Genomic DNA, 20,590 nt, shown 5'->3' on the forward strand with positions numbered 1-20,590 from the left:
CAGGCGCGGCGCGGGCGGTCGGGGCAGGTCAGCGCGACAGCCACGCCGCGATCGCGATCCGATCGTTCTCGACGATCTGCAGGACCATTCCGTGCACCATCGACTCGATCCGGCCCCCGAGGACCGGGACCCGGACGACGACCTGCCCCTGTACGTCGATGAACGTGCCGCCGGTCTCGCTCACCCGCAGCCGCGAGCGTCCCTGGAGGGCGACGGGCAGGCCGGTGGCGCCTCCGGACAGCCGCCCCTCGGCGGCCTCGCCTACCAGCGGACCCCACTCGTCCGTGCGCTCGATGACCAGCGGTCCGCGCAGCATCCCGCGCACGATCGACGGCAGCTCCGACGGTTCGGACCGGTCCGTGACGGTCACGCGCACGGTGCCCGGACCGTGCGGTTCCTCGACCACCGCGGTAGCGCTCGCCCGGTCCGCCACCCGGTCGAGCCAGTAGCGCTCGTCGATCAGGGCCGCGTGCACGTCCCGGACGTGGTGGTCCAGCTCGGTGGTGAAGGCGAAGGACTTCGGCATGAGCTGCACAGTATCGGCCCGCCCGGACCGTTGACAGGGCTCCGCCCCGATGCAAAACTGAACCTAATGGTTCAGTATTCGAGTCTCGATGCCACGTTCGCGGCGTTGTCGGACCCCACCCGGCGCGGGATCCTCCAGGACCTGCGTGCCGGACCGGCCTCGATCAGCGACCTGGCCGCCCGGTACCGGATGACGCCGACCGGGATCACCAAACACGTCCGGCTACTCGAGGAGGCAGGTCTCGTCGTCACCGAGAAGAAGGGCCGGGTGCGCTACTGCCGGCTCGGCACCAACCCGCTCGAGCGGGAAGCGGACTGGATCCGCAACCACCAGCAGATGATCGAGGGCCGCATGGACCGCCTTGCGGAGTTCCTCGACCGAACGAAAGGAACGTCATGACCACCACGAATCCCTCTGCTTCGCTTGCCGTTACGACGCCCAGCGAGCGCGAGATCCGGGTCGAGCGCGTCTTCGCCGCCGACCGCGACCGCGTGTGGGCCGCCTACACCGAGCCCGAACTGCTCGCCCAGTGGTGGGGCCGGGGCAACCGGCTCGACGTCGAACGCTACGAGTTCGAACGGGGTGGACACTGGCGGTTCGTCGAGCACAGCGACGGCGAAACCCACGGATTCGAAGGGCGATTCCGGGAGATCACGCCCAAGGACCGCATCGTGCAGTCCTTCGAGTGGGACGGGATGCCGGCATACGTCGCCATCGACACCGCGACATTCGAGGACCTCGGCGACGGCCGCACCCGCGTGGTCACCGTCTCGCAGTTCCACACGCCCGAGGAACGTGACGGCATGCTGAACTCCGGCATGGCCGAGGGTCTCGGCCAGAGCTACGACGCGCTGGACGCGCTGCTCGCCCGGATGTGACCGCCGTCCGGGCTCAGCGCCTCCCCGCGGTGCGGGGCTCAGCGCCTCCCCGCGGTGCGGGGCTCAGCGTCCGGAGGCGGTGTCGCCCTCCTCGTCGACCTCGTCGGACCCCGTGTCGACGAGGTCGGCGAACGCCGTGCCCGACACCGTCCCCCCGGTCCCGGGCAGCGTCACCGTCGGCCGAGCCCCCGGCTCGTACCGGCGCTGCATCTCCTCCGCTTGTTCCTTCGCGCGGCGCTTCGTGTCCTCGTCGATGTTCTCCAGCGGATCCTCGGGCCTGTGCTCGGTACTCAACGGTTTCGCTCCGATCCCCTCGCGGTGCACACCTGGCCGCCGGTCGCCCGGCACCCCTCACGATCCTCCGCATCGGCGCCCGGCACCACCCCCGGCGACGAATCGGCCGAGCCGGGCCGCGGAGACCCCGCGGACCAGTAGGCTCGTGCGCATGGCTGTATCGCCGATCCGAACCCCGAGGTAGGTGGCGCCATGGCAGAGCTGATCCTGGGCCCGGTCCTTCGGCACGTCGGTCGCAGCGACGCCACCGTGTGGGTGGAGACGTCGGAGCCGTGCACCGTCGAGATTCTCGGCCACCGGGAGCACACCTGGACCGTGGCCGGCCACCACTACGCACTGGTGGTGATCGAGGACCTCGAGCCCGGCTCGACCACTCCGTACGAGGTCCGCCTCGACGGCGATCCGGTCTGGCCGCACCCAGACTTCCCCGCGTCCGTCGTCCGCACCCTCAGCGACGGCGGGCCACTCGAACTGGCCTTCGGTTCGTGCCGGTTCGCCACCACGTCCGCCACCGAGAACGACGACAAGCTCGGCGCCGACGCCCTCGACGCATACGCGCAGCGCATGATGACCCGGACACCGGACCGGTGGCCCGACGCGCTGCTGCTCCTCGGCGACCAGGTCTACGCCGACGAACTGTCCGAACAGACACTCGAGCGAGTCAGCGAACGCCACGACCTCGACGAGCCTCCGGGCCCGCAGGTCCGCAACTACGAGGAGTACACCTGGCTCTACGCCGAGTCGTGGTCCGATCCGCACGTGCGGTGGCTGCTGTCCACCGTCCCCACGTCGATGATCTTCGACGACCACGACGTGCACGACGACTGGAACACCTCGCAGTCCTGGCGCGACGAGGTCGAGGCCACCTCCTGGTGGGAGGAACGCATCGTCGGTGGGCTGGCGTCGTACTGGGTGTACCAGCACCTCGGCAACCTCGACCCCGTCCAGCTGGCGGAGAACGCGCTGTACCAGCGCGTCCGGAAGGCCGACGGGGACGCCGAGCCGCTGCTGCGCGAGTTCGCGTCGGCCGCGGACGAGGAGGCCGACGGCGCGAAGGGCGCCCAGTGGTCCTACCGGCGCGACTTCGGAAGGGTGCGGCTGCTCGTGATCGACTCGCGGTGCGGGCGGGTCCTGGCCGGCGGCCGGCGGGAGATGGTCTCGGACCCGGAGTTCTCCTGGATCGAGCGGCAGACCCAGGGCGACTACGACCACCTGCTCGTCGGGACGTCGCTGCCGTGGCTGCTGCCGCGGGCACTGCACGACCTCGAGTCCTGGGACGAGCGGCTCGCCGCCGGGGTACGCGGGAATCGGGTCGCCCGCTGGGCGGAGATCGTCCGTCGCGGCGCGGATCTCGAGCACTGGGCGGCGTTCCGCGACTCGTTCGACCGGCTCGCCCGGCTCTTCGCCGACATCGGCCGGGGCCGTTGCACCGGCCCGTCCGGCCGTCCCCCCGCGACGATCTGCGTGCTCTCGGGCGACGTGCACCACGCCTACGTCGCGCAGGCGTTGTTCCCGGATCCGATGTCGACCCGGGTGTATCAGCTGACCTGCTCGCCGCTGCACAACTACGTGCCCGCCGCGGTCCGGGCGGTGTTCCGCATCTCCTGGAGCCGGGCGATGGAACGGAGCGTGCGCTTCGTGCTCGGGCGCGTGTCGGAGGTGCCGCCGGTGCCGATCGAGTGGACCAAGGCGACGGGACCGTTCTTCGGCAATCAGATCGCGACGCTGCGCCTGGCCGGCCGTGCCGCGCATCTGGGGCTGGAACGGGCCGGCCGGGTCCCGCACGGACCCGTCGGCTTCACCACCACCGCCGACCTCGTGCTGTCGACGCCGGACGCGGCCTGGTGAACCTGCGGACCGCGAGGCGGGTCCGGTGACGGGATCCGGCACGCGTTCCTGGTGGGGCTGGGGCACTGTCGAGGACGCGGTGCGCGGCGCCGAGCTGCGGGACCTGGTCGATCGTGCCTCGGCCCTGCTGCCCGGCGCCGACCTGACGGACCACCCGCCGCCCGACGTGCAGTCGCTCGGACTGCCGCCCGCGCGGATCGCCCCGCCGGATTCCCTTGCGGCGCTGTGTTCCTCCGACCCGGCGGACCGGGCCGCCCACACCCACGGGCGCGCGTTCCGGGATGTGGTCCGGAACCTGCTCGGCGACCTGCGCCATCCGCCCGACCTCGTCGTGCGGCCGACCGTCGAGGCCGAGATCGTGGACGTCCTGGACTGGTGCGCCCGGGCGCACGTGGCCGTGATTCCGTTTGGCGGCGGCACCTCCGTCGTCGGCGGTGTCGAGCCGCGGCTCGACGGCGGCTTCTCCGGTGTGGTGAGCATGGATCTCGGTGCCCTCGAAGGAGTTCGGGAGATCGACCGCACGAGCCGGGCGGCCCGCATCGGCGCGGGCACCCTGGGTCCCGCGCTCGAAGACGAACTGCGCCCGTCCGGTCTGACCCTGCGCCACTTCCCGCAGTCGTTCGAGTTCTCCACGCTGGGAGGCTGGCTGGCCACGCGTTCGGGAGGTCACTTCGCGACCGGATACACCCACATCGACGATCTGGTGGAGTCGATGCGGGTCGTCACCCCGGCGGGCACGTGCGAGTCGCGTCGCCTGCCCGGCTCGGGAGCGGGGCCGTCGCCGGATCGCCTGTTCCTCGGATCGGAGGGGGTCCTCGGTGTCGTCACCGAGGCCTGGATGCGGCTGCATCCGCGCCCCCGGTGGCGGGCGGACGCGTCGGTGCACTTCGCCGACTACGGAGCGGCGGTGGCGGCGACCCGCGCCGTCGCCCAGTCCGGTCTCCGGCCCGCCAACTGCCGGTTGCTGGACCCCGTCGAGGCGTTCGTCAACGCGGCCACGCCGTCGGCGGGCGGTGTCCTCCTGCTCGCCTTCGAGTCGGCCGATCATCCCGTGGACGCCTGGATGGACCGCGCCGTCGAACTGTGCCGCGGGCACGGCGGCACCCTGCCGGAGGCGCCGCGGCGCACCGCGCCGGAGGCGCCGAGGCGCACCGCGCCGGAGGCGCCGCGGCGCACCGGCTCGGCCGGCGACGAGAGGGACACGGACGCCGCGGGCAGGTGGCGGTCGTCGTTCCTGCGCATGCCGTACCTGCGCGACGCCCTCGCCGCGCGGTCGATGATCGTCGAGACCTTCGAAACCGCCTGCACGTGGGACACATTCGATTCTCTGCGGGCGGCGGTGCACGACGCCGCGAACGACGCGCTGCGCCGGGCGGGCGCGACGGGGGTGATCGCGTGCCGGTTCAGCCACGTGTACCCGGACGGCCCCGCCCCCTACTTCGGCATCTACGCCGCGGGCCGGTGGGGCAGCACGGTGGCCCAGTGGGACGACATCAAGGCCGCCGTGTCGGAGGCGATCCTCGCCGCGGGCGGCACGATCACCCATCACCACGCGATCGGCCGGGATCACCGGCCCTGGTACGACCGTCAACGCCCCGAGCCGTTCGCGGCGGTCCTGCGGGCGGCCAAGTCGGCTCTCGACCCGGCGGGCATCCTGAACCCGGGGGTCCTGATCGGCCCGGTGGCACCCGCGCCGGACGGCCCTACGTCGTCGTGAACCGGTCCATGATCGAGCGGGCGCAGCGCACCACGGTGTCGCGGTCGTACGAGACGACGTAGTCGAATTCGCGGTCGAGGTCGGCGGTGCCGCGATGCAGGTCCACGGCCGACAGCACGCACGCGAAGTGCGGGCCGAGGACGACGACGTTCCACTCCTCGACCAGCGGGTCGTCCGGGTCGAGCGGCGCGTGGTGGATGCCCGCCTCCGCGTAGTGCCCGAGGCCCACGCCGTACACCCCGGCGTACGCGATCCGGTCCGCCATGTACCGCCACCGGGCGCGGGTGCGCTCCCCGAAGTGCCGGGCGTACTGGAAGGTGCCGAGCACGATGGTCTCCGGGCCCGCGGCGCCGGCCTGTTTCTCGAGGTTCGTGCTCATCGCGACCAGGAGGCGCTTGAGGCTGCGCACGGGCCGGCGCCCCACCGAGGCGATCGCGAACGGGGTGCGGGCCTCCTCCGGGCGGACGCTGCGGACGGGTGCGGGCGGGAAGGGGTCGATCCCCTCCTCGTCGAGCTGTTCCGGGGTGTCGACGGCGGGGTACAGCGCGCCGAGCCCGTACGTGGCCCCGAGCCCCAGCGCCCGTCGCCGGCACAGTTCCGAGTCGACGCCGTCCGCGATCACGAGCGCGCCCGTCCGTTCGACCTGGGCGGCCACGGCGTGCGCGGTGCGGGCGGTGTCCGTGTCCGCACGATGGGCCAGCAGCCGCGCCGCGAGGATGATCACGTCCGGTTCGACGAGCGGCAACAGGGCCAGGGACTGCGGACGCGACCCGACCTCGTCGACCGCGACGACCTTGCCGCCGCGGCGGGCGTCGGCCACCGCGCGCAGCGTCCGCGACGGGTTGGCCGTCAGGGACTCCTCGGTGATCACCACGACGTCGCGCCGCAATCCCTCCGAATCGGGAGCGTCGAGGCTCTCGACCGACTCGAGGTCCATTGCCACCAGCGCGGGTACGTTCCGGACCGGCCGCGACTGCGCGACCGACCACTTGAGCCGGTCGAGGTGCCGCTTCTCGCTCATGGTCCGCGCCGCGGCCCGCAGGGCCTCCGCGGTGGCGAGCGGCCCGTCCGCGGGGCCGCGCAACTGGACCTCCACCGCCGCGAGCGCGCCCGAGTCCAGCCGGCGCACTGGCGCGTAGGACGGCGTCACCTGCAGGCCCGCGGCCTCGGGAGCCGCGTGCCGGGTGGGGTCGGAGAGGACGAACACCATGACCCCAGCGTCGCACGCGCGACCCGCTGCGCAAAGGCCGGTGCGGGCGATGGGTCCGGTCCCGACCTTCCCCAGCCGGGACCGGAGATCACACGGCGGCGACGAGCACCGCGGCCAGCCCGCCGACGAGCAGCACCACCGAGATCCCGATCAGGAACGACCCGGCGATCGACGCCGCCACCAGTCCCCCACCGAGGCCGAAGAGCGTCAACAGAATCCACCCGACCCCGGGGCTCTCGACGAGCGGGGCAGCCCGCTCGGAGGACGCGGTTCGCTCGGAGGACACAGCGGGGGATGCCGGTCTGGTCGCCATGGTCACGTCCCAACCTCGTGCGCACCGCACGGTCGTCGCCCGACCGTTGCTGCTGATGCTCCTGAGCCTGACGTGCTCGAGCATGCCCCGCTACGGTGACATTCCCACCCCTGCCGACATCACCGAACGGCAACAAACAGTCACGAATGAATAACAGCCCCGGGTGAGCGGAAGGATCTGCCTTCGGATCCGGCCGCCGCTCCGGGGTTCCGCGGTTCCGGAGAGGTTCGGTGCCGGAGAGGTTCGGTTCAGCCCTCGGACGTACCGCACGGGGCGAGTTCGAACACCGGGTGGCGACCGGCCTCGGCCTCGAATTCCTCCGTAGAGGCGTTCTTGTCGGCCTGGAAGTAGTCCCGGGTCGCGGACGCGATGGCCACGTACTTCTGCAGGACGGGTCCGGCCTCCCGCGCCGACACCTCCCGGATCGTGTAGTGACGGGTGCGGAACCTGCGGGTCAGGCCGATGCGGCCGGAAGCGCGCGCGTTGAGCACCCAGGGCACCACACCGTAGGGCGCTACCAGCCAACGCCGGCCCGCATGCTCGACGACCGTGACCGGGTTGGCGCGCTTCCGGCCGGTGCGACGGCCCCGGGTGGTCAGCAGGTACGAGTGCGGGACGACGCCGGCCCGGACCAGCGCGCTCATCAGTGCGTTCTCCAGGCGATGAGCCCGGCCCCTGCGATACCGGCGGATAGGCCGCGCCGCGCCGGGCCGGTTCCCGGCGCCGGGCCCCTCGCCCGGAACCGGACGGTCGGGCTGGGCGTGGGAATTCACATCGCGGGAACTCACATCGCGCTCCTTTGCACCGGAGGTCGGGCGAGCAGGGTGCACGACTCCCACCACGGCCGCCGTCGTCGGATTCGTCCCACCGGAGATTTGCCCCCGGGCGCGGAAATGTCAACCGGCCCGAGACACGTCGGTGACCGGGCCTCGGGCGGGCGGGAATCGGCGGGCCGACGCCCCGGGTGCCTAAGGTGGGCCGCACAGGTGACCGCGGCGTGCCGCGCGGCCGAATCGAGGAGGAACCGACGATGAGTGCACGTACTCCCAGCGATCGCACCCCCAGCCAGTGGGAAGAGATCACCGCTGCCGATCCTGCGCATTCCACGTGGTACGTGGAGCGCTTCCGGGCGATGGCGGCGGAGGGCCAGGACATCGTCGGCGAGGCGCGCCTGGTCGACGCGATGCTCGGCCGCGGCGGACGGGTCCTCGACGCGGGGTGCGGACCGGGGCGCCTGGGGGGCTACCTGCACGATGCCGGTCACGTGGTGGTCGGCGTCGATGTCGATCCGGTGCTGATCGCCGCCGCGGAGGAGGACCATCCCGGCCCGACCTGGCTCGTCGGTGATCTTGCCGAGCTGGATCTGCCGGCCCGCGGGGTCGCCGCCGATTTCGACGTCATCGTCTGCGCGGGCAACGTGATGACCTTCCTGGCGCCGTCCACCCGGGGCGCGGTCCTGGCGGGATTCGCCCGTCATCTCGCGCCCACCGGCCGGGCGGTCGTGGGGTTCGGCGCCAACCGGGGCTATGAGTTCCCGCAGTTCCTCGCCGACGCCGCGGCCAACGGCCTCGTGGTGGACCTGAAGCTCTCGACCTGGGATCTGCGCCCGTTCACCGACGATTCCGAGTTCCTGGTGGCGGTGATGTCGCGCGCGGACTGATCGCCGGCGTCGGGGCCGGACCAGCAGTCCCCGGATCGCACCCCGCTGGATGTGCCCTCCCTCACACTGTGTTACCCGTCGGTAGGAGCCGGGTAGCCGAATCGTGTCACGTCGGTGAGCCCCATCGATGACATCGACCGAAGGAGCGAACGCACGATGACCAAGACCGACACCGCTACGCTGCTCACACAGCTGCGAGCACTGCTCGACCTGACCAACACCGAGATCCAGGTCGCCGAGACCCGCATTCCCCAGGCCCGCACCGACGCGGTCCGCCGCGAACTGACCGAGAACGCCGCCAACGGCCGGGCCCGCGCCGAAGCCATCGAGCGCACCATCCGCGAACTGGGCGGACTGCCCGACGTCATCGGCCCGTTCGTCGGCCGCGCCGCCGCCGCGGTCAAGGCCATGGCCGAACAGGCCCAGCCGTTCGACGAGGCACTGCTGGGCGACCTCGCGCTCGAGCACCAGCTCCTCGCCCGCGCCCGCTACCTCAAGGCCCTCGCCACGACAGCCCAGGCCCCCGCGGTCGTCGGCCTGGCCGACCGGCTGATCACCGCCCACAGCGCGACCGTGGAGTGGCTGACCACCGTGCTGGCCGAGGATGCGCTCGGCGGACCCGCCGCGCTGCGGCGCACCCCGCTGCAGGCCGCCGCGGGCGCCGCGGTCCGCATCGTCAACCTGCCGGTGATGTGGTCCACCCGCGGCATCGACCGCGCGATCGACGCCGCCCGCTCGACGCGGCCCGCCCTCGGGGCGCTGCTGGCGCGTGGTGCCCATGCCGGCGACGTCGCCACGAAGACCCTGACGGCCAGCCGGGACGCCGCGCTCGAGACCGCCGAACGGGTCACCCGCCGCGAAGGTGCGGACGGGACCGCCCGGGCGATCCACACAGCCCGCAGTGCAACCGGGATCCTCTCCACCGAGGAACTCCCGATCCCCGACTACGACAGCCTCAACGTCTCCCAGGCGGTCGCCGCGGTCAAGGAACTGACCGAACCGGCCGACGTGCGCGCGATCGTCGCGTACGAGGAGGCCCACAAGAACCGGCACAGCGTCGTGTCGGCCGCCCAGACCCGCCTGGCCGCCATCGCCCAGGAGGTCGTCGGGCTCCACTGATCACACGCCCCAGGAGATCGCCGGGTTCCGCGTCGCGGGGCCCGGCGGTCACTTGTAGACCGGGCAGTCCCGCCCACGTCTCGGCGCGACCCGCGGCACGGACGCGCCGGCAGGCGGTGGGATGATGACGGGCGTGCCGATGCCCTCACCGCTCCCCGTCAAGAACGGGATCGGACCGACGCGCCTGCGCGTCCCGACGTCCGGTCCGTGGGCAACGATCGCCGCGTACGTCGTCGCGAGGTTCGACCACCTGGACGCCGACGACCTGTACCGGCGGTTCGACGCCGGCGAGATCGTGGGCTCCGACGGCAGTCCGATTGGTCGCGGCACCGCGCTGGGCGCGCATCGGTTCGTCTGGTACTACCGCGATCTGCCGGTGGAGGAACCGATGCCGTTCCACGAGGAGATCCTGCATGTCGACGACGACCTCGTCGTGATCGACAAGCCGCACTTCCTCCCGACCACCCCGGGCGGGCGATACCTGCGCGAGTCCGCGCTCGTCCGGTTGCGGACCCGCCTCGACAACCCGGACCTGACGCCGATCCATCGACTCGACCGAGCGACCGCCGGCCTGGTGATGTTCTCGGCCCGTCCCGCGACGCGCGGCGCATACCAGTCGCTTTTCGAAAAGCGGCGGGTCGTGAAGGTTTACGAGGCGGTGTCGGCGCGACCGCCCGGGTGGGACCCGGACGCACCGGCGCTTGCCGGGCGTGCCCTTCCCATCGTCTACCGCAACCACATCGAGGCGCGGCGCGGCGAATTACGGGTGGTCGTCGACAACTTCCGTGAGCCCAACGCCGAGACGGTGGTCGAGGTGAGTGGGACCGGCGTGAGCGCCTCCGGACGTGCTGTGCTGCACACGGTTCTGCGTCCACACACCGGACGGATGCACCAGTTGCGGGTGCATCTGGCAGCGCTCGGGGCCGGGATCCTGGGCGACCGTTGGTATCCCGACCTGCTGCCCGAGGCCCCGGACGATCATTCCCTCCCACTCCAATTACTCGCGCGGGAACTGGAGTTCAGCGATCCGCTGTCGGGGACGCCGCGACGGTTCGTCACCCGCCGGACGCTGAGCGAGGCACCCGTGTCGGGGCGCTGAGCGCCGCGCGTGCGCGGCCGGGTGACGTCGCGCTCAGCAACCCGGTGGACGCGACGGCCGAGGTCGTCGCCCGGATCGAGCAGTTGCGACGCGAGAAGAAGTGGTCGGCGCGGCGTATCGCCCTCGAGCCGGCCACCGACGGGTTCCCGCTCCCGGTGCGCACCGTCAGTCGGCACCTGGCACATCCGGGCGTGAACCGACGCAGATTCCTCGACCCGACCGCAGACAGCAACCGCGAACCCCGGCGGATCGTCGCGCGCTGGCCCGGCCACATGGTGCACGTCGACATCAAGAAGGTCGGCCGGATACCCGACGGCGGCGGCTGGCGCGTGCACGGCCGGGGCAGCGTCTCTCGGGTTACCGGACCCCGTCAAACGTTGAAGCGGAACTCCACGACGTCGCCGTCCGCCATCACGTAGTCCTTGCCCTCCATGCGGACCTTGCCCCGGGCCTTCGCCTCGGCCATCGACCCGGCCGAGTCGAGGTCCTCGAAGGAGACGACCTCGGCCTTGATGAAGCCCCGCTCGAAGTCGGAGTGGATGACGCCGGCAGCCTGCGGTGCGGTCGCACCCTGCGGGATGGTCCATGCACGAGCCTCTTTCGGCCCGGCGGTGAGGTAGGTCTGCAGGCCGAGAGTGTGGAAGCCGACGCGGGCGAGCGAGTGCAGGCCCGGCTCGGTCTGGCCGATGGACTCGAGGAGCTCCTGGGCCTCGTCGGGCTCGAGTTCGATCAGCTCGGATTCGACCTTCGCGTCGAGGAACACACAGTCGGCCGGGGCGACGGCCGCGCGGAGCTCCTGCTGCTTCGCCTCGTCGGTGAGCACCGCCTCGTCCGCGTTGAACACGTACAGGAACGGCTTGGTCGTCATGAGGTTCAGCTCGCGCAGCAGGCCGAAGTCGAGCGAGTCCTTCGCCGCGAACAGGGTCTTTCCCTCGTTGAGCACGCCCTGGGCCTTGACGGCCTCGTCGAACTGCGGCTTGAGTTCCTTGTTCTTCTTCGCCTCCTTCTCGAGGCGCGGCAGGGCCTTCTCCAGGGTCTGCAGGTCGGCGAGGATCAGCTCCGTCTCGATGATCTCGATATCCGCGAGCGGATCGACGCGGCCGTCGACGTGGACGACGTCGTCGTCGGCGAACACCCGCACGACCTGGCAGATGGCCTCGGCCTCCCGGATGTTGGCGAGGAACTTGTTGCCGAGCCCGGCACCCTCGGAGGCGCCCTTGACGATGCCGGCGATGTCGACGAACGACACGGTCGCGGGCAGGATCCGCTGCGACCCGAAGATCTCGGCGAGCCGCTCCAGCCGCGGATCCGGCAGTTCGACGACGCCGACGTTCGGCTCGATGGTGGCGAACGGGTAGTTCGCGGCAAGCACTTCGTTCTTGGTCAGCGCGTTGAACAGCGTCGACTTTCCGACGTTGGGAAGACCGACGATTCCGAGGGTTAGGCTCACGGAATCGATATTCTACGTGGTCGTGGTCGCGCCTCTTCCATCCCCACGGCGTGCGACGGCCACCAGCCACTCGGCGTCGTCGTGCCACGGCCGCAGGTCCCAGGTGGCGAAGCGGTGCTCGAGGCTCAGGCCGGCGGCCGCGAGGTCGGCGGCGAACTGCGACGGGCGGTATGCCGCGCCGGTGGTGAAGCCGGCGACGAACACCCCACCGGGACGCAGATGCGCGGCGATCCGCTCGAGCACGGTCCGCTCCGAACCGGGCGCGAGGAACACCATCACGTTGCCGGCCGAGACCACCGCGTCGAACCGCTCGCCCGGCAGATCCAGCTGTGCCAGGTCGGCGAGATGCACGGTCAGCTCCGGGTGCGCCCGGGCCTCCTCCACGAGCACCGGGTCGAGGTCGACGGCGGTCACGCTGTGGCCCCGCCGGGCCAGCTCGAGCCCGACACGGCCGGTGCCGCAGCCGGCGTCGAGGATCCGCGCGCCGCGCGGAACGAGCGCGTCGACGAACCGGGCCTCCCCGTGCAGATCCGTCCCCGCATGGGCGAGCTCGGCGAACCGCTCGATGTAGGCCCGGGAATCCCCGGCACTGCGCTCGGACTGCCATCGCGTCGCGGACATGGGCCCGATGCTAGCCCGGGCCGCGGGCGTCAGCAGGCGACGCGGACGAGCTGCGAGATCCGGCCGGCCTGCTCCTCGGTGGGAGCGGTGTCCCCGTTCTGTGCCAGCTCCCCGACCTTCGCGATCACCTCCTGATCGCTCGCGCCGGAGTCGATCAGCGGACACGTCTCGATGACGATCGCCTCGATGGAGGCGTCGTCGCGGTCGGCGGCGAGGTTGGGGTAGCCCGTGCGGAACGCGGCGACGAATGTCGCGAGCTTCGCCTCGTCGAAGGCGCCGCGCGCCCGCTCGGCCACGCTCGACGCGGCGGAGGCGAGACTCGAAGCGGCCCCGCCGAGCGTCGTGCGCGCCGCATCGGATTCGTTCGACGCGTCGTCACCGGAACTGCAGGACACGAGCACGACGGCCGCGGCACCCGCGGCCAGCACGGCGGTGAGCTTCTTCATGATCAGAGCCTGCCACGACCCGGGTGTTCGCGCCGGTGAACCGCCCCGCGGGGCGCGGTTCCCGTAGATTGCAGACGAGCCCGATCCACGTCGTCGAGAGCATCGGAAGGACCGTCCGTTGAGCGATGTGCAGAGCACCGAGCGGAAGCCACCGGCACCGAAACCGGACCGCACCACGCTGATCGCCTCCGGCGGGTTGACGCTGGCGAAGTGGTCGGCGGCGTTGGTGGTGATCGCGGCGGGCGCACTGGTCATCGGCTGGATCATCGAGAAGATGTGGGTGATCGTCCTGCCCGTGGCGCTGGCGATCGTCGTCGCCACGATGCTGTGGCCGCCCACCCGCGGCATGATGAAGCGCGGCGTGCCGCCGGCGGCCGCGGCGGGCCTGACCCTGTTCCTGTTCTTCGCGATTCTCGGCGGCATCATCGCCGGCATCGTCCCGTCGGTGGTGGCGCAGGCGCCGGAGCTTGCGAACAAGACCACCGACGGCATCAACAAGGTGCTGGACTGGGTGCAGGGCCCCCCGGTCAATCTGAAGGACGAGCAGCTCGAGAACGCGACGCAGGTGGTGATCGACAAGGTCCAGGAGAGCGGCGCGACCATCGCCAGCGGCGTGTTCACCGGTGTCAGCACGGCCGGTTCCCTGCTGGTGATGATCGGTCTGGTACTCGTCCTGGTGTTCTTCTTCATCAAGGACGGCCCGCGGTTCATCCCGTGGGTGCACGCCGTCGGCGGCGGTCGCGCCGGGCGGCACCTCGAGGAGGTGCTGATCCGGATGTGGAACACCCTCGGCGGTTTCATCCGCACCCAGGCGCTGGTCAGCTTCATCGACGCGTTCTTCATCGGCCTGGGGTTGATCATCCTCGGGGTGCCCCTGGCGCCCGTGCTGGCGATCCTCACCTTCATCGGCGGGTTCGTCCCGATCGTCGGTGCCTTCGTCGCCGGAGCGCTCGCCGTCCTCGTGGCGCTGGTCGCGAACGGTCTGACCACCGCGATCATCGTGCTCGTCATCATCATCGCGGTGCAACAGCTCGAGGGGAACGTGCTGCAGCCCGTGCTGCAGTCACGCAGCATGCACCTGCACGCGGTGGTGGTGCTGCTCGCCGTCACTGCCGGGGCGTCGCTGTTCGGGATCGTCGGCGCGTTCCTCGCCGTCCCCGTCGCGGCCGTCGCCGCGGTGGTGCTGCGCTACGTCGGCGAGCAGATCGACGAACGCAGCGCCGCGCCGGAGGAGCCCGAAGTCGCCGGGGAGGAGACACCGGCGCTGCCGCCGGGACCGGCGGCAGCCGAGCCGGGCCCGGCCTGATCGGCGGGGCTCAGCTCGCGATCTCCACCGTGGATCCGGTGCGGCCGCGCACGACGTGCAGGCGGCTGGGGATGCGCTGACGCATCTCGTCGACGTGGCTGACCACGCCGACGACGCGGCCGCCGGCGCGTAGCTCGTCGAGCACCCCCATCACCGCGTCGAGCGCGTCGGCGTCGAGCGTGCCGAACCCCTCGTCGATGAACATCGTGTCGAGCACCAGTCCCCCGGATTCGGCGGCGACGACGTCCGCGAGCCCGAGGGCCAGCGCCAGCGACGCCTGGAACGACTCGCCGCCCGAGAGGGTCTTCGTCGACCGCACCGCACCGGTGTACTCGTCGTGGATGTCGAGGCCGAGGCCGCCGCGCTTGCCGTGCGTGCCGGCGGCGTCGGAGTGCACGAACTCGTAGCGGCCACCGGACATGCGCCGCAGCCGCACCGACGCCGACTCGGCCACCTCCTCGAGACGAGCCGCGAGGACGTACGAGCGCAGCGACATCTTGCGCGCGTTCTGCCCGGTGCCCGCGACGACGTCGGCGAGCGCCGCGAGTTCGGCCTGCTCGTCCCGCAGCGGCACCAGCTTGGCGTACTCCTCTTCGAGGCGCGCCGCGAACTTCTCGATGTCGGCGTGGCGCCGCTCGGCCTCGGAGGCCGTGGACACCGCCGCGGCCAACGCGGCCGCGCTCCGCGTGACCGCCGCCTCCGGTTCCGTCAGGTCCACCGGGTCGTCGCCGACCCGGGCGGTCTCCGGGTCGTCGAGCACGGCCTGCGCGGCCGCACGCCGGTCCGCCGCCGCGCGCAGGGCCTGCTCGATCTCGCGGAGGCGCGAATCGGGACGCACCGCCGAGAGTGCCTGCTCGATGCTCGCGAACCCGGCCCGTTCGGCGGCTGCCGTCGCCTCCTCGGCCCGCTCGCGCGCGACCGTCGCGGCGTTCGCGGCCCGCACCCGGGCGTCGAGCAGGTTCGCCGCGGCGCCGGCGAGTGCCGCGATCCGACGTCGGCGGGCGGCGAGGGAGTCCTCGGCACCGGCCGCCGTGGTGATGCGGGTGCGGATCTCGCCGGCCTCTGCTGCGGCGCTCTCCTCGCGGTGCGCGGCCTGGGCGGCTTCGACGTCCACCGCGTGCGCCTGCTCGCGCAGGTCCGCGTCGAGCCCGCGCAGCCGGGCGATCTCGCCGCGATGGCGCTCGCGATCGGCGGCGGTGGCCGCCGTCGCGGCGTGCGTGGCGGCGGCCGCGGCCCGCATCTCGGTGAGCGTGTCGAGACCGGCGTCACCGCAGCGCTGCCGCAGCACCGCGACGGTGTTGGCCGCGTCCGCGACCGCCGCCTGCGCCCGCGTCAGTTCCGCGGCGGCTCGCTGCTCGGCTTCCCGGGCGGCGTCCTCGTCCGCCTTGGTCGCGGTGTCCGAGGCCGGCCGGGCCGGGTTCGGGTGCGCCGTGGCTCCGCACACCACGCAGGGGCGCCCGTCGACCAGATCGGTGGCCAGCTCGGCGGCCATCCCGGCGATGCGGCGCTCGCGCACGTCGAGCAGGGCGGTGCGGGCGTCGTGGTGTGCGTCGCGCAGGGCGACGACCTCGTCCTCGAGGCGTTGCAGCCGGGGGGCCCGGTCCTGGAGTTCGGTGGCGGCCGCGTGGGCGTCGGTGGCCCGCGCCAGTTCGGCCTCGAGCCGGGGCAGGGTGGCCGCGGCCTGCTCGGACCGGCGCGCGGCCTCCTCCGCGGCGTCGCGGCGGCCCGGAAGTCCCTCCAGTTCCGCGGCGATCCGCTCGGCGCGCGCGGCCAGGTCGCGCCTCTGCTGCTGCAGGGCGACGCGGTCGGCCTCGAGCCGGATCAGGCGCTGCTCCTGTTCGAGAAGGGCGCCGAGGCGGACCACCTCCGCCGACCAACGCTGTTCGTGGGGGCGGATCAGAGCGCGGTCGGTTTCGGCGGGGGAACCGTCGAGGTCCGCGACGAGGGCCTGTCCCTCCCCGTCGGCGGCGAGCGGGGCGGCCGCGGCCACCGCGGCGGCGTGTGCGGCGGCGGCGGCCTCCGCGGCGCGGCGTGCGTCGCGGGCGACGTCGACGACCGGCGCCGCCCGCCGGGCCGTCTCGAGTTCCGTGGACAGGGTCTGCAGCTCGCCGGCCGCGGCGTCGAGGTCGGCGAGTTCGGCGACCGCGCGGGCGCGTCGTTCCTGGCACCGTCGCAACTCGGTCGCCTCGGCGAGGGCCGCCCGGTCGCGGGTGTCGTCGGCGCGCGCGAGGTCGAGCGCCGCGAGCGCAAGATCGCGGCTCTCGGCGGCGTCGTCGCGCAGCCGATGCGCCCACACGACCGGTTCGGCGTCGGCGCCGGCCTCGAGGCCGGCCGCGGCGCTGACCTTGGCGAGCAGCAGGTCGACGGCGCGTTGCTGTTCTTCGAGGCGTTTGGCGGCGGCGCTGCGGCGGTCCTTGAACCAGCGCTCGACGGAGCCGAATCGCGTGGTGTCGAACAGCCGCTCGAGCAGCTTGCCGCGGTCCTCGCTGTCGGCGCGCAGGAACTTCGCGAACTCGCCCTGCGGCAGCAGCACCACCTGGAAGAACTGCTCGGCGCTCATCCCGAGCAGGCGCCGGACGGCGTCCCCGATGTCGGGCAGCCGCGTGAGGTGCTCGCCCGAGCCGTCGAGCCAGGTCAGGCTCGCCTTGGCGTTCTGCTTGACGGTTCCGGTCCCGCGCAGCTTCGGGCGCTCGTAGTCGGGACTGCGCACGATCCGCAGCCGCCGGCCCGCGATGGTCGCCTCGAGACTCACCTGCGGTGCGGTGCCGGCGGGGGCGTGGTCCGACAGCAGCCGGCGTCCGTCGGCGCGGGCCCCGGGCACCGTGCCGTACAGGGCGAATGCCACCGCGTCGAGGATGGAGGTCTTGCCGGCGCCGGTGCGGCCGTGCAGCAGGAACAGCCCGTCCGCGCCGAGCTCGTCGAAGTCCACCCGCACGGTGTCGGCGAACGGCCCGAACGCGGTGATCTCCAGCTGGTGCAGCCTCACGCGGACGCCTCCCCCGGTGCGACGGTCTGCTCGGTCCCGACGCCCGCGGCGCGGTCGACGTCGCGCAGCGCCTGCTGCACCCAGCGCAGCTCCCGCTCGGACGGCTCGGATCGCACATCGGCCAGGAATCCGCGGGTGACGTCGAGGTCGCTTCGGCCGCGCACCTTCTGCCGGTAGGTGACGGTCGATGCCGCGACGGGCGGTTCCCACTCGACGTGGACGGCGCGGGGGAAACGGGACTGCAGTCGACGCATCGCGTCGAGGGGGCGCACGGCGTCGGTGAGGACGGCCGAGACGTAGTGGTCTTCCGCCCCGGTGTGCGCGACGTCGGTGAGCAGGTCGTCGAGGACACCGGTGAGACGGCTCAGGCCCCGCACGACCGGCAGGTCGACGCGCTCGACGGCCGCCCGCCCGGTCGCGTCCAGATCGACGAGCCACACGGCCTTGCGGTGGGTGCGTTCGCCGAACGAGTACGGCAGCGGCGAGCCCGAATAGCGGATGTGCTCGGCGACAGTCTGCGGGGAGTGGAGGTGACCGAGCGCGACGTAGTCGACGCCCTCGAACGCCGACGCCGGGACGGTTTCGACGCCGCCGACCGAGATCGACCGTTCGGAGCCGGCGGCCTCGGCGCCGACGACGAAGGCGTGGGCGAGCACCACGGCGCGGACGCCGCGGGCGCGCGCGTCGGCGCGGACCCGGTCCATCGCCGCCCCGAGAATCTCCGCGTGCGAGCGTGCCTCGGGCACCCCCAGTTCGGCGCGGGTGATCTCCGGCTCCAGATAGGGGATGCCGTAGAAGGCGACGGGGCCGTGGGCGTCGTCGAGCAGGACGGGCCGGTCGACCTGGGAGACCCGGGTGATCAGGTGCAGCCCGCCCTCGGCGGCGAATGCCGCGGCGGCGCCGAGACGGACGGGCGAGTCGTGGTTGCCGGACGTCGCGACGATGACGGCGCCGGCCCGGCGGATCGCCTCGAGTCCCGCGTTGCACACCGCGACGGCATCCGCACTCGGGATGGAACGGTCGTAGACGTCGCCGGCCACCACCACCACGTCGATGCGCCGCTCGGCGACGAGGTCGGCGAGGGCAGCGAGGGCCTGTGCCTGGTCGGACAACAGGTCCACGCCGTGGAAGGTGCGGCCGATGTGCCAGTCCGAGGTGTGCAGGATCCGCATGCCGTCAGACCGTAGAGCAGCGCACCGACACGACATCTCCCGGTCCGGGTGAGCCTGTCGGTCGTCTCGGGCATCATGCGCACCATGACGGCACTCACGGCACTCGCGTTGCTCGCCGCCCTCGCACTCGGCGCGGTTCTCGGCTGGTTGCTGCACGCCGCGCGCGGCGGCAACCGCGCCGCGCGGGCGGAGGCCCAGCTCGCGGCCCTGCGCGAGAACGAAGCGCAACTGCGGCAGGCGCTCGGTGCCGTGAGCGAGGATTCCGCCCGCCGGCATTCCGGTGCGATCGGCGAGCAGGTCTCACGTCTCGTCGGGCCGTTGCAGGAGGCGGTGGGAGCCCTCGCGCGGCAGGTGGAGCACGTCGAGCGGAACCGGGTGCACGCCTACGCCGGCCTGACCGAGCAGGTCGAGGGCATGCACCGCGCCTCGCAGCTGCTCTCGACGCAGACGCAGCAGCTGGTGACGGCCCTGCGCGCCCCGCAGGTGCGCGGACGATGGGGCGAGATCCAGCTCGAACGCGTGGTCGAGCTCGCCGGGATGGTGCGGCACTGCGACTTCGACACCCAGGTCGCCAAGGACGGGGTACGCCCGGATCTGCTGGTGTATCTCGCCGGCGGCAAGCAGATCGTCGTGGATGCGAAGGTGCCGTTCGCCGCCTATCTCGACGCCGCCCAGGAGGAGGACGTCGCCCGCCGCGACCAGCACCTGGTGCGGCACGCCCGCCAGGTGCGCACGCATATCGATCAGCTCTCGGCGAAGGCCTACTGGGAGTCGTTCGATCCGACACCCGAGTTCGTGGTGCTGTTCGTCCCCGGCGACCCGTTTCTCGATGCGGCGCTGGCCGCGGATTCGGAGCTGCTCGAGTACGCGTTCGCCCGGAACGTGATCCTGGCCACCCCCACCACCCTCGTCGCGCTGCTGCGCACCATCGCGCACACGTGGCGGCAGGAGGCCCTGTCGAAGGAGGCCGCGACGATCCACCAGCTCGGCCGGGAGCTGTACCAGCGGATCGGCGTCGTCGGGGGGCACCTCGATCGGCTCGGATCCCAGCTGGGCAAGGCCGTCGACTCGTTCAATCTGACGGTCGCGTCGATGGAGTCCCGGGTGGCGGTGACGGCGCGGAAGCTGAGCGAACTGGAGATCTTCGACGGCGAGCATCCGGAGGTGCGACCGGTCGACGCGTGGCCGCGCCGCACGACTCCGACCGACATCTCCGAGTCCGGCGGTCCTGTCGACGAAGCAAGTTGACCCGATGGGTCTAGTGTCGACATGTGTCTGCAACGCAACGTGCTCGCTCGGCGGTGCCGCTCGACATGCGGTCGGTGGCGCCCACTGTGCCTGGCGTCCCGTGGTGGGGCGCGATCCTCGTCGCGGCGGGCTCGACCCTGTTCGGCTTCCTCATCGATGCGGCACGCGGTAACGAACTCGGCTCCGCGTTCTCCGCGTTCTACGTGCTCGGATGCATCGCGGCGGTGGCGGCCGTGCAGCACCGGGCGCTGTTCACGGCGATGGCGCAGCCGCCGCTGCTGCTCCTCGTCGCCGTCCCGATCGCACAGGAGTTCCTCGTCGAATCCGGCAGCGGCGGCCTGAAGGATCTGGCGCTCAATGTCGCGTATCCGCTGGTGAACCGCTTCCCCGTGATGCTCACCGCCACGGTGGCGGTCCTGGTCGTCGGCGGCCTGCGGATCTTCCTGAGCCGGCCGCCGGTGCCGGCTCCGGCCCGAGCGGGCAGGAGGAGCGCACGCGCGGCAGCGCGTGCGGCCAAGGCCCCGTCGCGGGCCGCGCAGCAGGACCGCGACACCGCCGTGCCTGCGAAGCCGGCGCGGGGCCGCCGCGGCCGCCCGGCCGCGCGGCCGCCCGCCTCCACCAAGGCCAGCGTGCGGCAGGTTGCGGACACGCGCGACAACCCGGTGGTGCGGAGGCGAACCCCCGCCTCAGCCCCGGA

21 protein-coding genes are annotated in these 20,590 nt (G+C 72.3%); 11 read left to right on the forward strand and 10 right to left on the reverse strand.

Translation table 11 applies throughout. The features are described 5' to 3' along the window. Window positions 1–28: 28 nt before the first annotated feature. On the reverse strand, window positions 29–526 hold the full coding sequence (locus ACWPOB_RS06930) for a DUF2505 domain-containing protein (RefSeq protein ID WP_455400324.1): 498 nt from the start codon (window positions 524–526) through the stop codon (window positions 29–31). 66 nt (window positions 527–592) lie between these two features. Between ACWPOB_RS06930 and ACWPOB_RS06935 the strand changes: the two genes are divergently transcribed. Together ACWPOB_RS06935 and ACWPOB_RS06940 are read left to right on the forward strand one after the other, a co-directional pair. After that, window positions 593–925, forward strand: coding sequence for an ArsR/SmtB family transcription factor (locus ACWPOB_RS06935; protein ID WP_043799194.1), 333 nt, complete (start codon window positions 593–595; stop codon window positions 923–925). Beyond that, the gene (locus ACWPOB_RS06940; protein WP_100058137.1) at window positions 922–1,404 is read left to right on the forward strand and encodes an SRPBCC family protein; all 483 of its coding nucleotides are present in this window, start codon (window positions 922–924) and stop codon (window positions 1,402–1,404) included. The genes ACWPOB_RS06935 and ACWPOB_RS06940 overlap by 4 nt, the downstream gene beginning before the upstream one ends. Window positions 1,405–1,467: 63 nt before the next feature. Here the strand turns inward: ACWPOB_RS06940 and ACWPOB_RS06945 are convergent, their stop codons facing one another. After that, window positions 1,468–1,668, reverse strand: coding sequence for a hypothetical protein (locus ACWPOB_RS06945; RefSeq protein WP_260502470.1), 201 nt, complete (start codon window positions 1,666–1,668; stop codon window positions 1,468–1,470). A 222-nt stretch (window positions 1,669–1,890) separates the two neighbouring features. Between ACWPOB_RS06945 and ACWPOB_RS06950 the strand changes: the two genes are divergently transcribed. Together ACWPOB_RS06950 and ACWPOB_RS06955 are read left to right on the forward strand one after the other, a co-directional pair. After that, window positions 1,891–3,546 (forward strand): alkaline phosphatase D family protein, encoded by a 1,656-nt coding sequence (locus ACWPOB_RS06950; protein WP_455400325.1) that lies wholly within the window; start codon window positions 1,891–1,893, stop codon window positions 3,544–3,546. 25 nt (window positions 3,547–3,571) lie between these two features. Continuing rightward, complete coding sequence (locus ACWPOB_RS06955; protein WP_455400326.1) at window positions 3,572–5,263, forward strand: FAD-binding oxidoreductase; 1,692 nt, start codon at window positions 3,572–3,574, stop codon at window positions 5,261–5,263. Here the strand turns inward: ACWPOB_RS06955 and ACWPOB_RS06960 are convergent. The 3 genes from ACWPOB_RS06960 to ACWPOB_RS06970 form a co-directional block, all read right to left on the reverse strand. Continuing rightward, window positions 5,250–6,473, reverse strand: coding sequence for an EAL domain-containing protein (locus ACWPOB_RS06960; protein WP_455400327.1), 1,224 nt, complete (start codon window positions 6,471–6,473; stop codon window positions 5,250–5,252). The two genes, ACWPOB_RS06955 and ACWPOB_RS06960, sit on opposite strands and share 14 nt — an antisense overlap. A gap of 88 nt (window positions 6,474–6,561) precedes the next feature. After that, window positions 6,562–6,684, reverse strand: coding sequence for a hypothetical protein (locus tag ACWPOB_RS06965; protein ID WP_455400328.1), 123 nt, complete (start codon window positions 6,682–6,684; stop codon window positions 6,562–6,564). Window positions 6,685–7,034: 350 nt separating this feature from the next. After that, entirely contained in the window at window positions 7,035–7,430 is a 396-nt protein-coding gene (locus ACWPOB_RS06970; RefSeq protein WP_455400329.1) for a nitroreductase family deazaflavin-dependent oxidoreductase, read from the reverse strand. A gap of 386 nt (window positions 7,431–7,816) precedes the next feature. Between ACWPOB_RS06970 and ACWPOB_RS06975 the strand changes: the two genes are divergently transcribed. The 4 genes from ACWPOB_RS06975 (at window position 7,817) to ACWPOB_RS06990 (ending at window position 11,083) form a co-directional block, all read left to right on the forward strand. After that, window positions 7,817–8,446: a class I SAM-dependent methyltransferase gene (locus ACWPOB_RS06975; RefSeq protein WP_455400330.1), complete on the forward strand. Its 630-nt coding sequence runs from the start codon at window positions 7,817–7,819 to the stop codon at window positions 8,444–8,446. Window positions 8,447–8,602: 156 nt separating this feature from the next. Next, a complete protein-coding gene (locus ACWPOB_RS06980) occupies window positions 8,603–9,565 on the forward strand; it encodes a ferritin-like domain-containing protein (protein WP_455400331.1) in 963 nt (320 codons plus the stop codon). 121 nt (window positions 9,566–9,686) lie between these two features. Further along, window positions 9,687–10,664 carry a pseudouridine synthase gene (locus ACWPOB_RS06985; RefSeq protein WP_100057983.1) on the forward strand — a complete coding sequence of 326 codons (978 nt, stop codon included), beginning with the start codon at window positions 9,687–9,689 and terminating at the stop codon, window positions 10,662–10,664. A gap of 44 nt (window positions 10,665–10,708) precedes the next feature. Beyond that, window positions 10,709–11,083 carry a hypothetical protein gene (locus tag ACWPOB_RS06990; RefSeq protein WP_455400343.1) on the forward strand — a complete coding sequence of 125 codons (375 nt, stop codon included), beginning with the start codon at window positions 10,709–10,711 and terminating at the stop codon, window positions 11,081–11,083. On the opposite strand, the gene ychF is transcribed toward ACWPOB_RS06990, so the two are convergent. From ychF to ACWPOB_RS07005, 3 genes are read right to left on the reverse strand one after another with little or no spacing between them, the layout of a single operon-like run. Further along, complete coding sequence (gene ychF, locus ACWPOB_RS06995; protein WP_006934885.1) at window positions 11,035–12,114, reverse strand: redox-regulated ATPase YchF; 1,080 nt, start codon at window positions 12,112–12,114, stop codon at window positions 11,035–11,037. The genes ACWPOB_RS06990 and ychF overlap by 49 nt on opposite strands. Window positions 12,115–12,126: 12 nt before the next feature. Beyond that, window positions 12,127–12,735 carry a class I SAM-dependent methyltransferase gene (locus ACWPOB_RS07000; RefSeq protein ID WP_455400332.1) on the reverse strand — a complete coding sequence of 203 codons (609 nt, stop codon included), beginning with the start codon at window positions 12,733–12,735 and terminating at the stop codon, window positions 12,127–12,129. 29 nt (window positions 12,736–12,764) lie between these two features. Next, window positions 12,765–13,181: a hypothetical protein gene (locus ACWPOB_RS07005; RefSeq protein WP_100057985.1), complete on the reverse strand. Its 417-nt coding sequence runs from the start codon at window positions 13,179–13,181 to the stop codon at window positions 12,765–12,767. Window positions 13,182–13,308: 127 nt separating this feature from the next. Between ACWPOB_RS07005 and ACWPOB_RS07010 the strand changes: the two genes are divergently transcribed. Then, window positions 13,309–14,487: an AI-2E family transporter gene (locus tag ACWPOB_RS07010; RefSeq protein WP_455400342.1), complete on the forward strand. Its 1,179-nt coding sequence runs from the start codon at window positions 13,309–13,311 to the stop codon at window positions 14,485–14,487. Window positions 14,488–14,497: 10 nt separating this feature from the next. Here ACWPOB_RS07010 and ACWPOB_RS07015 read toward each other — a convergent pair whose 3' ends face one another. Together ACWPOB_RS07015 and ACWPOB_RS07020 are read right to left on the reverse strand one after the other, a co-directional pair. Next, window positions 14,498–17,473 carry an AAA family ATPase gene (locus ACWPOB_RS07015; RefSeq protein ID WP_455400333.1) on the reverse strand — a complete coding sequence of 992 codons (2,976 nt, stop codon included), beginning with the start codon at window positions 17,471–17,473 and terminating at the stop codon, window positions 14,498–14,500. Beyond that, window positions 17,470–18,645, reverse strand: coding sequence for an exonuclease SbcCD subunit D (locus ACWPOB_RS07020; protein WP_100058568.1), 1,176 nt, complete (start codon window positions 18,643–18,645; stop codon window positions 17,470–17,472). The genes ACWPOB_RS07015 and ACWPOB_RS07020 overlap by 4 nt, the downstream gene beginning before the upstream one ends. A gap of 84 nt (window positions 18,646–18,729) precedes the next feature. On the opposite strand from ACWPOB_RS07020, the gene ACWPOB_RS07025 reads away from it, so the two are divergent. Next, window positions 18,730–19,893: a DNA recombination protein RmuC gene (locus ACWPOB_RS07025; protein WP_100058569.1), complete on the forward strand. Its 1,164-nt coding sequence runs from the start codon at window positions 18,730–18,732 to the stop codon at window positions 19,891–19,893. 23 nt (window positions 19,894–19,916) lie between these two features. Beyond that, on the forward strand, window positions 19,917–20,590 hold a 674-nt coding region (locus ACWPOB_RS07030; RefSeq protein ID WP_455400334.1), incomplete at its 3' end, for a DUF6542 domain-containing protein.

This window comes from Rhodococcus sp. 2H158 (assembly GCF_053764755.1).

What these genes read in the sequence shown, in the direction of transcription:
- ACWPOB_RS07025 (WP_100058569.1), top strand. Translation starts at nt 18,730, where the DNA reads ATGACGGCACTCACGGCACTCGCGTTGCTCGCCGCCCTCGCACTCGGC.
- ACWPOB_RS06975 (WP_455400330.1), top strand. Translation starts at nt 7,817, where the DNA reads ATGAGTGCACGTACTCCCAGCGATCGCACCCCCAGCCAGTGGGAAGAG.
- ACWPOB_RS06960 (WP_455400327.1), bottom strand. Translation starts at nt 6,473, where the DNA reads ATGGTGTTCGTCCTCTCCGACCCCACCCGGCACGCGGCTCCCGAGGCC.
- ACWPOB_RS07020 (WP_100058568.1), bottom strand. Translation starts at nt 18,645, where the DNA reads ATGCGGATCCTGCACACCTCGGACTGGCACATCGGCCGCACCTTCCAC.
- ACWPOB_RS06970 (WP_455400329.1), bottom strand. Translation starts at nt 7,430, where the DNA reads ATGAGCGCGCTGGTCCGGGCCGGCGTCGTCCCGCACTCGTACCTGCTG.
- ACWPOB_RS07005 (WP_100057985.1), bottom strand. Translation starts at nt 13,181, where the DNA reads ATGAAGAAGCTCACCGCCGTGCTGGCCGCGGGTGCCGCGGCCGTCGTG.
- ACWPOB_RS06985 (WP_100057983.1), top strand. Translation starts at nt 9,687, where the DNA reads ATGATGACGGGCGTGCCGATGCCCTCACCGCTCCCCGTCAAGAACGGG.
- ACWPOB_RS06950 (WP_455400325.1), top strand. Translation starts at nt 1,891, where the DNA reads ATGGCAGAGCTGATCCTGGGCCCGGTCCTTCGGCACGTCGGTCGCAGC.
- ACWPOB_RS06940 (WP_100058137.1), top strand. Translation starts at nt 922, where the DNA reads ATGACCACCACGAATCCCTCTGCTTCGCTTGCCGTTACGACGCCCAGC.
- ACWPOB_RS06980 (WP_455400331.1), top strand. Translation starts at nt 8,603, where the DNA reads ATGACCAAGACCGACACCGCTACGCTGCTCACACAGCTGCGAGCACTG.
- ACWPOB_RS07000 (WP_455400332.1), bottom strand. Translation starts at nt 12,735, where the DNA reads ATGTCCGCGACGCGATGGCAGTCCGAGCGCAGTGCCGGGGATTCCCGG.
- ACWPOB_RS06930 (WP_455400324.1), bottom strand. Translation starts at nt 526, where the DNA reads ATGCCGAAGTCCTTCGCCTTCACCACCGAGCTGGACCACCACGTCCGG.
- ACWPOB_RS06935 (WP_043799194.1), top strand. Translation starts at nt 593, where the DNA reads ATGGTTCAGTATTCGAGTCTCGATGCCACGTTCGCGGCGTTGTCGGAC.